This window comes from Methylohalomonas lacus (assembly GCF_024808875.1).
GTDB classification, from domain to species: Bacteria; Pseudomonadota; Gammaproteobacteria; order Methylohalomonadales; family Methylohalomonadaceae; genus Methylohalomonas; species Methylohalomonas lacus.
Window position 1 is genome coordinate 1 of the sequence record NZ_JANUCT010000009.1, and the last position, 13131, is coordinate 13131.

The window sequence follows — 13131 nt, forward strand, 5'->3', positions numbered from 1 at the left end:
GCGCCACGGACAACCCGTGCGCATCCGGTACAGGATCCCTTCCAGCGTCAGCCGATGTTCCGTCTTGTTGTACACCCGCCCGCTGAGCTGCAGCAAGTTCGATAGCCGGGACCAGTCGGCATCTGTTAACATCAATCCGAGCATGGTCGCCTTTTAAATCACTGTTTTTCTCCGAAAACAATGATAACAGGTACCATGCCCACCCTTAATCACATCGCAAAGATCAACAGACCCTAATTAACCCTCAAATGCCTCCAGCTCGAACACGACCTTGCCGGCAAAGGTCTGCATTTCGCCCTGGTTCAAAACACGGCCGCTGGTCGACTCGGCGCGCACCGACTTCACCAGACCAACACCCGGCGCATACCAGTCGGTCTTGTCGATACTGATATCAGTCGGACCAATGTAATTGCCGGCGTCATAGTTGCGCCGCTGGCCCTGGCCGCTGACCCGCAGGCAGTTATCAAACCGACCGGCCGGTACAGTGACGCTGGCATCCGTGGATTCAATGGTGTATTCCATTTCCACTGAGGCGCTGATCTCGTACTCGGTGCGCTGCGGCGGGCCGGTGCGTGCAAGCGTGATCGTTTCCGTCCTGCCACGCCAGCTCGTTCCCGGCTGCAAGGGTTTGCGCAACACGACCCGGCGCTCTTCGGGCAGCGCGGTCGGTTCAGACGCGTCGCGCCGCTGACTGGCGATGCGATATATGCCCGTGTCGTCGTTACGATAAAACACGCGGGTACCATCCAGCGTCCGGCGCACCGGCAGGCGCTGTTCCTCCCAGACCCTGGGTTCGCCAGCGGCGACTATGTATTTCTGCTGCTCGACGCCATCCATGGTCGTCAGTTCGATGCTGTAACGCCAGCTGGTTCCGGGTGCCAGCGGATAGTAATCCGACGACTGATCGGCGCAACTGCCTAGTGTGGTAACAAGCAACAACGCGGTAAGCAGGCGCAACAGCATGGTTCATTCTCCTGAATCTGGATGACGGTCATCGTGGCGGCGCAATACAGCGGCCAGCAAGGCACCGCTGATATTGTGCCAGATGCTGAACAATGCACCCGGCAAGGCGCTGAGCGGACCGAAATATTTCAGTGCCAGCGCCACGCCAAGACCGGAATTCTGCATGCCGACCTCGATCGCCAGGGTGCGTGCCTGGATTCGCCCCAGACCCGCCAGTCGTGCCAGGCCATAACCGGCTACCAGCCCGAAACCGTTATGCAACACGACGGCCAGCGCCACGATCGCGGCCATATCGGTGAGCTGCGCCTGGCTCAGGGCTACAACGATGCCTATGATGAATAGGATCGCCAGCATCGAAAGCGGTGCGAACCAGGCTTCAACACGACGACAATAATCACCCAACCAGTGACGCAGCAACAGGCCCGTAGCAACCGGAATGACAATGATGGCCAGTATATCCAAGAGCATGCCAGCCACCGGCACTGGCACGCGCTGACCAATATACAGCCATGTCAGAGCCGGTGTCGCCAGCAATGCCAGCAGTGTTGACAGTGCTGTCAATGTTATGGATAAGGCAACATCACCGCGGGCCAAATAGCAGATGACATTGGAGGCGGTACCACCGGGGCAGCTACCGACGAGTACCAGGCCAACGATCACTGCAAGCGGCAAACCAAGTAGATACCCCAGCCCCCACGCAATAAAGGGCATTAGTCCATACTGTAATAACAGACCGAACAGGATGACACCCGGCCGTTGCCACACCGCCGTAAAGCTGGTGGCCGTCAGTGTCATTCCCATCCCAAACATGATGACACCCAGCAACGGCATAATGGCCGGTTGAAAGGGCATCAACCATTGCGGCTGCCAGTACGCCAGCAGACTGAACAACACCGCACCGAGGGGAAACAGGGCAACACGCAGCATCATGGCATGATGCCGGTCTACGGAATACAGTCAAGTGATAGGCAACGCGAATGACGTGGACAATTCAAAGTCGCATCCATCTATTCAGAGGTACAGAAACAAAAAAGCCTGTCCGGTGAACCGGACAGGCTTCTAATGGTTTGCTTGCCTCGTAATGGTTAAAGGAGGGCTACCAACTGACCGCGTAGCTCAAACCCACGCGTCGACCGGGTCCTTTAGCATAAGCATATACAGTATCGAACGCTTGGTTGACTGCCGGAAAATAATTTTCATTAAAAAGATTCTCGGCTGTTAAGCGTAAATGGCCTGGGCCAATAGCGACGCGGCTTACAAGATCAACTACAGTATAGCTATCGACGTCCCCATGACCAAAACCTGAAATATCAGTACTGCGATCCCCAATATATTGAAATTGCAGGCGATTCATCCATTCCTTAGTTGGACTGTAATCTATATAGGCTGTAAGTTTTTCAGGTGAAATACGCGTATTCGGTAGATCCACATCTCCATTAGCGGTTTCTACTTCGCCGTCGGCCCAGGAAAAAGTACCTCCTGCTTTCCAACGACTGTTGAAGCGATAGTCCATCGAGCCTTCAATGCCCCATATTTTTTCAGACGCGCGCTGTATTAATACAGTCTGATTGCTTTGGTTAAAAGTAGCGCCATCATCGGATTCACTGTAAAAACCTACAATACTATATTGCCAAGGACCATTATATCCACGCAAACCGATTTCATAATTATCGACTTGTTCAGCCTTGGTTTCAAAATCTGATGCTCTAAGCGTTTCGCCTGCACCGAAAGTGCCAGCATCATCCAGTGTTCTGGCAATATCCGACAAGGAAAAACCCTCAGAATAACTTGCAAAAAGATCGAGGTAATCAGTTAGATAAAAAACCGTGCTCAGATTGAACAAGGTTTCACTCAGTTCCAGTTCTCCGCCTAGGACCGTATTACCAGAACGATTTTGCTGAATGGTAGCTGCGTCAATGTTGATATCTTCATGCCTTACACCACCGCGCAAGAGTCCATATTCGCCAAGAGGCAATTCAAGTTCGGCAAAACCTGCAATAGCATCTTCATCCAGCGTCACTGGATCAGTCGCATTAGGGCCGAATTGTATCTGTGAAGTTTCATCATTAATATAGTCCATGCCCCACATAACGTTAGCTTTGTAACCATCAAAATCAAGAGGCGTGTCGATGGTTAGACGAGCCCCCAGTTTTTCCGATTTTATTTCGCTTTGAGGAGACCCCGGAAATTTGGAAAAGCTTGCCGCCTGATCGCCATAATAAGTGTTCAACTTGAGTTTGTTACCTAGAAAATCATCATGCATATAGTTGATATTTGCTACAATATTTTCTGTCCCAGGATCGATACTATTAGTACTGCCTGGTATAGCATCGTCTATTGGGATGGCTGGTGTGCGACGGCTGTTTGGCAACGGATCACTGTTAGTCGTTGATAATGAAGGCGCACCAAATGCACCGAAATAACCGCCAACATAGTCTGTCTCTTGTTCTATATCATAATAATTAACCATGGCATCGATACGCTGCCGATTATTATCAAAATTGTACCCAATCTTACCGATAAGATTGTATTCATCACTGTCCGCCAAACCGACCTGGTTGCCTTGCGGGTCAGGCGGTATGCGTCTACCTTTCGAATCGAAACGATCATCACGAGTAGTGAATGCACCAGATGCTAAATAGTCCAGCTGCCCGCTAGTCCCAGACACACGATGATTTGTTGTTAATTCACCTGAACTGTCAATATGTTCGGTTGAAAAACTGACTCCGGCTTCCGAATAGCCGGCAAGCTTTTGGTCAGACGGTTTTTTGGTAATGATATTCACGAGTCCGCCCCCAGCATCAAAGCCATATACAGCGGTACCCCCGCGCACAATTTCAATTCGCTCGATCGCGGCCGGATTTATAGTGTTCAGGTCACGGAAACCATCACGCAAGGGTGTCGACTGCGGAACACCGTCTATCAGCACTTGAAAATTGCGCCCGCGCAGGCTTTGCCCGAAATTCGACAGGGCTTCCGTGCTCGGCGACATGCCGGGGACGGTCTGGGCAAGTATGCTGCCGAGATCCTGATCGAGACTGGCCTGTGTTTCTATCTCCTCGCGATCGATCACCGTCACCGATCGCGTCAACTTCGACACGGGGGTTTCCGAGCGCGTGGCGGAAACGACAACTTCACTCAGGGCATTGGCATTGTCGTCCGCTGTGGACTGGGCCAATAGACTCTGAGGCAACGCCAGGGCACTGCACAGGGTCATGGAAACTACAATTTTTTTCTTCAAAATCACATTATTGGGACAACGTTCCAGCATTGGTACCCCCACCAGCAAATGAATCATTATAGTTAAGAATAATAATAACGATTATCAATTACAAATAGGCGAGGATCAACCCTTTTGACCTGTTTGTTCAGAAATTGATTGCTGGCCGGTCGAAACTGCACGGCACGCGGGTCACTAACCACGCCAATTGGCGCGATCCTGACTGTTCAGCTTACGGTGCACTCCCGTTCAGGGAATCCATGGCGGGCGGGATGGTTCTGCCCATGTCAGGCGATAACGTGGGCTGGCGTCTCCCTGCCAGTATCAATTCAAATGCAGGACGGCTCGTCGTTGCGCCCATACCAGGACACGCAAGCGTCACATGTCTATGGGCGCGCGCTGATCGCACTTGCGGCAATTAAGGACCTGCCCGAGCATGGCCTCACGACCGGCCACGGTGGTCACCCAGGGGCGGTTGAACCACGGCGGATTGTGTCGCACGTGCTGGCAGTGGCCACAGGCGAGCTCCGCCACCCAGTCATCCTCGGCGTCCTGGTGATAACCGACGATAGCCTGCTGCATGGCATGGCCTCCCAGTGACCGATACAAAAAAGGGGCCGTTAAGGCCCCTTGTTCAAAATTGCTGCGTCAGGCTGGCATCAGCCTGTTGCCTCGGCGTTTTCATCATCTTCTTCAATGGCCTTCATGCTCAGGCGTACGCGGCCCTGCTTGTCGACTTCCAGTACCTTGACCCTGACCATCTGGCCCTCGCTCAGCTTGTCGCTGACCTGCTCGACACGCTCTTCGCAAATCTGCGAAATATGCACCAGGCCATCCTTGCCGGGCAGGATATTGACGAAGGCGCCGAAGTCCATGAGCTTGGCGACGCGGCCTTCATAGATGCGGCCGACCTCGATGTCCGCGGTCAGCTGTTCAATGCGACGCTTGGCTTCCTCGCCGGCGGCCTTGTCGACCGAGGCGATCTTGACCGTACCGTCGTCGTCGATGTCGATCGACGCGCCGGTTTCCTCGGTCATCTGGCGAATGGTCGCACCGCCCTTGCCGATCACGTCGCGGATCTTCTCGGGGTTGATCTTCAGGGTGATGATGCGCGGCGCATACTCGGACATGTCCTGGCGCGGCGACGGCAGGGCCTCGTTCATTTTCTCAAGGATATGCATGCGGCCTTCCTTCGCCTGGCTCAGGGCCACTTCCATGATCTCCCGGGTAATGCCGTCGATCTTGATGTCCATCTGCAGCGCGGTGACACCGTCGCCGGAGCCGGCCACCTTGAAGTCCATGTCGCCCAGGTGATCCTCGTCACCCATGATGTCGGACAGGACGACGTACTTGTCGCCTTCCTTGATGAGTCCCATGGCGATACCGGCCACCGGCGCCTTCATGCTGACACCGGCGTCCATCAGTGCCAGGCTGGCACCGCAGACACTGGCCATGGAGCTGGAGCCGTTGGATTCGGTAATTTCGGAGACGACGCGGATGACGTAGGGGAAGTCCTCCAGGTTCGGCATGACGCCCTGGACGCCGCGCTTGGCCAACTTGCCGTGGCCGATCTCGCGGCGTTTCGGCGTACCGACACGGCCGGTTTCACCAACACAGTACGGCGGGAAATTATAATGGAACATGAACGGTTCACGGCGCTCGCCCTCGATGGCGTCGATGATCTGCGCGTCGCGACCGGTACCGAGCGACGTGACCACCAGCGCCTGGGTCTCGCCGCGGGTAAACAGCGCCGAACCGTGGGTCCGCGGCAATACGCCGACCTCAATGCTGATCGGCCGTACGGTCTTGACGTCGCGACCGTCGATGCGGGTTTCGCCGGAGAGTACGGCACTGCGCACGATCTCGCTTTCCAGTGCCTTGATCTCGCCCTTGACCTGGGCTTCGCTCCAGGCGCTGTCTTCAGCGGCGGTCAACGCCTCGACGATTGACTTGCGCACTTCGCTGAGGCGCTCGCTGCGCGCCTGCTTGTCCTGGATCGAATAGGCTTCGCGAATCAGATCATTGCCCTGGGCCTTGATCGCATCACGCAGCTCGGTCTCGACTTCCGGTGCCTGCCAGTCCCAGGTCTGGACGCCGTATTCCTCGGCCAGCGCCTTGATGTTATCGATAACGATCTGCTGCTGCTCATGGCCATACATGACCGCACCGAGCATGACGTCTTCCGGCAGCTCCCTGGCTTCCGACTCCACCATCAGCACCGACGATTCGGTACCGGCGACAACGAGGTCGAGGTCGGAATCCGCCAGTTCTGTCTGGCCGGGGTTGAGCAGGTACTCGCCGTCCTTGTAGCCGACGCGGGCGGCGGCAATCGGTCCGCCGAACGGACAGCCGCTCAGGGTCACCGCGGCTGACGCGCCGATCAGCGCCGGGATATCCGGATCGATTTCCGGATCCAGCGACATGACGGTGGCAATAATCTGGACCTCGTTCTTGAAACCCTCGGGAAACAGCGGCCGCAATGGCCGGTCGATGAGGCGACAGGTCAGCGTTTCCTTCTCACTGGGCCGGCCCTCGCGCTTGAAGAAGCCACCCGGAATCTTGCCGGCGGCGTAGGTCTTTTCCTGGTAGTCGACGGTCAGCGGAAAGAAATCGCGATCCGGATCGGCATTCTTGGAAGCGACGCAGGTGACCAGCACGACGGTGTCGCCCATGCTGACGACGACGGCGCCACTCGCCTGACGGGCAATACGACCGGTTTCCAGAACCACGGGCGTATCGCCGTAGAGAAATTCTTTACGGACAGTACTCATAATTGATATCTCGTCTGATGATTGGAATAACGGAACGGCGTTCGCACAAACAAATCGGGCAGCCCTTGAGCTGCCCGTGGTGCATTATTTACGCAGTCCCAGACGACCGATCAGGTCGCGGTAACGTTCGATGTCGGTTTTCTTGAGATACTCGAGCAGCTTGCGGCGACGATTGACCATCCGCAGCAGACCCTGGCGGGAATGATGATCCTGCTTGTGGGTTTTGAAATGCTCGGACAGGTCTGAAATGCGCGCAGACAAAAGCGCCACCTGGACTTCAGGTGAGCCGGTATCGGCACCGGAACGTTGATATTCCTGAACAATATCAGCCTTGTTCTGCTGATCTAGGGACATGCATGCTTCCTCTGATTTTAAGACACTTGGCTTGCTTCAACCGGACAACTCCGCCCCATGCGGAAATTGTCTCGTGATTCTTCAATTTACGGGCGCGTATTGTAACCGCGGACCGGTGCCGGAACAAGAACGCCAGTGGCGAAAAGTTGCCCGTCAGCCGGCGCTCAGCAATCGTTTCGGCGCGATGCGGCCGTCATCCAGCACTTCGCCGATGCCGATGAACTGACCGTCATCGGCGTAGACCCGCAGCAGGCCCGCGGTTGGTGCGTTCGGCACCTGCACCGGCTGGCCGCGGACCAGGTAATGCGCCAGGGTGGCGTCCAGCGTCACCGCCGGATGGCTACCCAGGGCGCTGTCCAGCGGCATCAACAGGGCATCCAGTGCCGCCAGGCCGCCAGCGTCCAGCGCCTGGTTAAGCTGTTCGAGGCTGACCATCTGGTCGGCGGTGAACGGTCCGGCACCGAGCCGGCGCAGCGCACTGACGTGCCCGCCACAACCGAGCCGTTCGCCGATATCCTCGGCCAGCGTGCGGATATAGGTGCCCTTGGAGCAGCGAACATCGATCTCCAGCCAGTCAGGCCCGCTGTCGACCAGATCGAGCGCGTGTATGGTCACCGGTCGCGGCGGCCGCTCGACCTCGACACCGGCCCGGGCCAGTTCATACAGCCGTTTTCCCTGGTGCTTGAGCGCCGAATGCATGGGCGGCACCTGCTCGATGTCACCGGTAAACGCCGCCAGTATTGCGGTTACCTGGCCGCTATCGAACGCCGGTATCGGCCGTTCGCTGAGCACCTCGCCGAGCGCATCGGCGGTCGAGGTCTTTTGCCCCAGCTTGCAGGTGGCGCGATAGTGCTTGTCGGCATCGAGCAGATAGGCCGACACCTTGGTCGCCTCGCCGAAACACAGCGGCAGCAGGCCGGTGGCGAGCTCGTCCAGGCTGCCGGTGTGGCCCGCCTTGCGTGCGTCGTATAGGCGCTTGACCTGCTGCAGCGCGCCGTTGGACGTCACGCCCGCCGGTTTGTCGAGCGGCAGAATGCCGTCAACGGGACGACCGCGCTTATGCCGCCGGCTCATTGCGGCTGGCCTCCGGGAATCCCCCTCATGATGCGTCGCTGTCGTCCCTGCCGCCGGGCTTGTTCAGAGAATCGATCAGCCGGGTCATGCGGGCGCCGTACTCCTGCACCTCGTCGTAGACGAACTTCAGTCGGGGCACGCTGCGCATGGTCAGCACCTGCGCCAGGCAATGCCGGTAGTGCGGCGCCTGATCGTTGAGCGAGCTCAGCAGCGTCTTGCGATCGACGCTTTCATCCAGCGAGGTGATATAGATCTTGGCATAGCTGAGATCCGGGCTGACGTCGGCCTTGGCCACGGTAATCAGCCTGGCGGCCTGCTCGTGCGGCTGCCCCAGCGACTCGTGCTGGATGATCTGCGCCAGCTCGCGCTGGATCTGATCACCGACACGTTTATTGCGGCCGTATTCTCGGGGCATGTTTAATAGTTTCTCCGCAAATGAACGCGAATGGACGCAAATATTAATAATTGAATTGGTGAACCAATAAAACAGACAGCGATATTGATTGCACCAAATTTTCCAATCGAAATAATAGCTTTTTAAGTATTCGCGTTAATTTGCGTCCATTTGCGGACTGATAATTTAAAGACTGCGATTGACCGTGACGCGTTCGAACACCTCGATCTGGTCGCCTTCCCTGACCTCGTAGTCCTTGACGCCAATACCGCATTCGGTACCCGCCTGAACCTCGTTGACGTCGTCCTTCACACGCCGCAGGGACTCGAGCTGACCCTCGAAAACGACCACGTTGTCACGCAGGACGCGGATCGGGTTGCTGCGCTTGACCACGCCCTCGGTGACGATGCAGCCGGCGATATCGCCAAACTTCTTCGAGCGGAATACCTGCTTGACCTCGGCGTTGCCGATGATCTGTTCGCGTACTTCCGGTGCCAGCATGCCGCTGAGCGCGGTCTTGATGTCATCGATAACATCGTAGATGACGCTGTAGTAGCGCAGGTCCAGGCCCTCGTCTTCCACCAGCTTGCGCGCGGCGGCGTCGGCACGAACATTGAAACCGATGATCATGGCACCGGATGCCAGCGCCAGGTTGACGTCGGATTCGTTGATGCCGCCGACCCCGTTGGACACGACCGAGACCTTGACCTCGTCATTGCTCAGTTTCTCCAGCGAGTCGGCCAGCGCTTCAGCCGAACCCTGGACGTCAGCCTTGATCAGCACGTTCAGGGTGACAACTTCGCCCTCGCCCATCTGCGCCATCATGTCCTCGAGCTTGTTGGCCTGCTGCTTGGCCAGCTTGACCTCGCGGTACTTGCCCTGGCGGAACATGGCGATCTCGCGCGCCTTCTTCTCGTCGCCGACTACGACCAGCTCATCGCCGGCACGTGGCGTACCCGACAGGCCGAGCACCTCGACCGGGGTCGATGGGCCGACCGATTCGACGTCCTCGCCGCGCTCGTTCAGCATGGCGCGCACACGGCCGTATTCGTGGCCACTGACGACCACGTCGCCCTTGTTCAATGTGCCGGACTGGACGAGGATGGTGGCGACCGGGCCGCGGCCCTTGTCGAGACGCGATTCCACCACCGCGCCGGTAGCCGGCCCTTCGGCAACCGCCTTGAGTTCCAGCAATTCGGCCTGCAGCAGCACCGCATCGATCAGATTATCAATGCCCGTCCCCTTCAATGCCGATACCGGCACGAACTGGGTATCGCCACCCCAGTCCTCGGAGATGACTTCGTGCTGGGACAGTTCCTGTTTCACGCGGTCGGGATCGGCGTTGTCCTTGTCGATCTTGTTGACGGCAACAATGATCGGCACACCGGAGGCCTTGGCATGCTTGATGGCTTCCTCGGTCTGCGGCATGACACCGTCGTCGGCGGCCACCACCAGAATGATGATGTCCGTGACCTGGGCGCCACGTGCACGCATAGCGGTAAACGCCTCGTGGCCGGGCGTGTCGAGGAAGGTTACCGGACCGGTTTCGTGCTGTACCTGGTAGGCGCCGATGTGCTGGGTAATACCCCCGGCCTCGCCGGCCGCCACCTTGGTGCGGCGTATGTAGTCCAGCAGCGAGGTCTTGCCGTGGTCGACATGGCCCATGATCGTGACCACGGGCGCACGCGACACCTTCTCGCCCTGCTGGGCAACCTGCAGAACTTCTTCCTCGAGCGCGTTTTCCTTCAGCAGCTTCGCCGTATGGCCCATTTCCTCGACGATGAGCGCCGCCGTTTCCTGATCGATGGTCTGATTGATCGTTGCCATGGTGCCGAGATTCATCATGATCTTGATGACCTCGGAGGCTTTCACCGACATGCGCTGCGCCAGATCGGCGACCGTGATGCTTTCGGGAATGTTGACCTCGCGCACGACCGGGGCGGTCGGCTTGGCAAACTGGTGTGACGTCGAACCGCGCTCGCCACCACCACGGGCACGCGGCTGCGGTTTCTTGCGCCGGCGTCCGGCCTTGTCACTGGCCACATGCAGTTCTTCGCGGCCCTTGCCCTTGCGCCGGTCATCGGAGCGATCGTCACGCCCCTTGTTGCGTTTTTCCTTGGCCTTCTCGGCCTTTTCCTTGTCCGCCTTCGTCGGCGTTGCCACCTTTCTGTCGGTGGCCGGCTCGCCCGTCTCGGCGGGTTGTTCCGCGGCGGGCTCTTGTTCGGTCTCGGCCGGCGCTTCGGCGGCGGGCGCCGCTTCCTCGGCAACCGGCTGTTCGCTCGCGCCTTCCAGCTGCGCCTCGAGTTCGGCCGCGGCCTTGTCTTCGGCGGCGCGTACTTCGGCCTGTTCAGCCGCCTCCGTGGCCGTCTCGGCGACCGGCGCCTGTTCGGCCTCGGCGGCGCTCTGCTCGGCCCGCGTCCGGGCTTCAGCCTCGGCGCGCTCGGCGGCTTCGCGCTCGGCCTTTTCGCGATTCTCCTCGTCGATGACACTGCGCTTGACGTAAGTACGGCGCTTGCGGAACTCGACATTCACCGTCTTCGAACGCGGCGTCTTGCTGCGGCTGCTGCGATCGCCGGCCACCGGCACCTTGATTTCACTGACCGTTTTACGCCGCAGGGTGACCTTGCTCGGTTCGAGGTCGGCCTGCTGTTTACCGTGCTTCTGGCGCAGATACCCCAGCAACTGGGTCTTCTCGGCATCGGTAATCATGTCGTCCGCCTGCTTCGACGCGATACCGGCCTCATTCAGCTGTTCAAGCAGACGATCGACCGATATGCCGACCACATCCGCGAACTGGCTGACTTTAACTTCAGGCATCTTTGCCACCTCCATCCTCTATCGCTTCACCCTCAAACCACGGCACACGTGCGGTCATAATCAGTTCGCCGGCACGCTTCTCATCCATGCCCTCGATATCCATCAAATCATCAACGGCCTGTTCTGCCAGGTCTTCCATGGTGACCACACCACGGCTGGCCAGCGCCCAGGCAAGCTGCTTGTCCATGCCCTCCATGTTCAGCAGATCCTCGGCCGGCGGCGTATCGGGCACGCTTTCCTCGGAGACGATGGCGCGCGTCAGCATGATATCGCGGGCACGATTCCGCAGTTCCTCAACCAGATCGTTGTCGAACTCCTCGATCTCCATCATCTCGCTTTCCGGGACGTAGGCCACTTCCTCGACACTGGAAAAGCCTTCCTGGACCAGAATGTTGGCGACTTCCTCGTCGACGTCGAGCTGTTCCATGAACATCTGCACCAGCGTCTGCGACTCGGCCTCGTTCTTTTCATCGGCCTGCTCAACCGACATCACGTTCAGCGTCCAGCCGGTCAACTCGCTCGCCAGCTTGACGTTCTGGCCGCCGCGGCCGATGGCCTGGGACAGATTATCGTCGGCGACGGCGACGTCCATGCTGTGCGAATCCTCGTCGACCATGATCGAGGCGACCTCGGCCGGTGCCATGGCGTTGATCACGAACTGGGCGGGGTTTTCGTCCCACATGATGATGTCGACGCGCTCGCCGGCCAGTTCATTCGAGACCGCCTGCACGCGCGAACCGCGCATACCGACGCAGGCGCCGATCGGGTCGATGCGCGGATCCTTGGCATGCACGGCGATCTTGGCGCGCGAACCGGGATCGCGGGCGCCGCCGAGGATCTCGATCATGCCCTCGTTGATTTCCGGAACCTCGATTTTGAACAGCTCGATCAGCAATTCCGGCGCCGTGCGGCTGAGAAACAACTGCGGCCCGCGGGCGTCGGTACGGATGTCCTGCAGATAGGCGCGTACACGGTCGCCCGGACGAATCGGTTCACGCGGTATCATCTGCTCGCGCCCGATGACCGCCTCGGCATTGTCACCCAGGTCGATAATGACCGAACCGCGTTCCATGCGCTTGACGATGCCGGACACCATCTCGCCCTGGCGATCCTGGAACGCCTCGACCACACGCGCCCGCTCGGCCTCGCGCACCTTCTGCACGATGACCTGCTTGGCGGTCTGGGCGGCGATACGGCCGAACTCGACCGATTCCATCGGTTCCTCGACGTAGTCGCCGACCTCGATGTCCGGCTGTTTCTCGCGGGCCGTGCTCAGGCGCACCTGGTGATCCGGAAACTCGAGTTCCTCATCGGTATCTTCAACCACTTCCCAGCGCCGGAACGTCTCGTAATTGCCTGTGCTGCGGTCGATGGCGACCCGCGCCTCGATATCGCGGCGATGACGTTTCTTGGTCGCGCTGGCCAGCGCGGCCTCGATGGCCTCGAAGATGATTTCCTTGCTGACGCCCTTTTCGTTGGAGACGGCGTCGACCACCATGAGGATTTCTTTGTTCATCTACCTGCTCTCAGTACTCAAT

11 protein-coding genes are annotated in these 13131 nt (G+C 58.4%); all 11 read right to left on the minus strand.

The window, feature by feature from the left end; genetic code table 11:
* A partial coding sequence (locus tag J2T55_RS07460; protein WP_259055427.1) for a transposase occupies window positions 1-144 on the minus strand: 144 nt, incomplete at its 3' end.
* Between the two features lie 93 nt (window positions 145-237).
* Window positions 238-963, minus strand: coding sequence for a hypothetical protein (locus J2T55_RS07465; protein WP_259055282.1), 726 nt, complete (start codon window positions 961-963; stop codon window positions 238-240).
* Window positions 964-966: 3 nt separating this feature from the next.
* The gene (locus tag J2T55_RS07470; protein WP_310521979.1) at window positions 967-1893 is read right to left on the minus strand and encodes a bile acid:sodium symporter family protein; all 927 of its coding nucleotides are present in this window, start codon (window positions 1891-1893) and stop codon (window positions 967-969) included.
* Between the two features lie 166 nt (window positions 1894-2059).
* Window positions 2060-4234 (minus strand): TonB-dependent receptor, encoded by a 2175-nt coding sequence (locus J2T55_RS07475; protein WP_259055284.1) that lies wholly within the window; start codon window positions 4232-4234, stop codon window positions 2060-2062.
* A gap of 327 nt (window positions 4235-4561) precedes the next feature.
* The gene (locus J2T55_RS07480) at window positions 4562-4765 is read right to left on the minus strand and encodes a DUF3565 domain-containing protein (protein ID WP_259055286.1); all 204 of its coding nucleotides are present in this window, start codon (window positions 4763-4765) and stop codon (window positions 4562-4564) included.
* Window positions 4766-4842: 77 nt separating this feature from the next.
* Complete coding sequence (pnp, locus tag J2T55_RS07485) at window positions 4843-6954, minus strand: polyribonucleotide nucleotidyltransferase (protein WP_259055288.1); 2112 nt, start codon at window positions 6952-6954, stop codon at window positions 4843-4845.
* Between the two features lie 84 nt (window positions 6955-7038).
* The gene (rpsO, locus tag J2T55_RS07490) at window positions 7039-7308 is read right to left on the minus strand and encodes a 30S ribosomal protein S15 (protein WP_259055290.1); all 270 of its coding nucleotides are present in this window, start codon (window positions 7306-7308) and stop codon (window positions 7039-7041) included.
* Between the two features lie 153 nt (window positions 7309-7461).
* Window positions 7462-8382: a tRNA pseudouridine(55) synthase TruB gene (gene truB / locus J2T55_RS07495; protein ID WP_259055291.1), complete on the minus strand. Its 921-nt coding sequence runs from the start codon at window positions 8380-8382 to the stop codon at window positions 7462-7464.
* A gap of 25 nt (window positions 8383-8407) precedes the next feature.
* Window positions 8408-8797, minus strand: a complete 390-nt coding sequence (gene rbfA / locus J2T55_RS07500; protein WP_259055293.1) for a 30S ribosome-binding factor RbfA — start codon at window positions 8795-8797, stop codon at window positions 8408-8410.
* Window positions 8798-8962: 165 nt separating this feature from the next.
* Window positions 8963-11593 (minus strand): translation initiation factor IF-2, encoded by a 2631-nt coding sequence (infB, locus tag J2T55_RS07505; protein WP_259055294.1) that lies wholly within the window; start codon window positions 11591-11593, stop codon window positions 8963-8965.
* Window positions 11586-13109: a transcription termination factor NusA gene (gene nusA, locus J2T55_RS07510; RefSeq protein ID WP_259055295.1), complete on the minus strand. Its 1524-nt coding sequence runs from the start codon at window positions 13107-13109 to the stop codon at window positions 11586-11588. Before nusA ends, infB begins: the two co-directional genes overlap by 8 nt.
* Window positions 13110-13131: the final 22 nt, after the last annotated feature.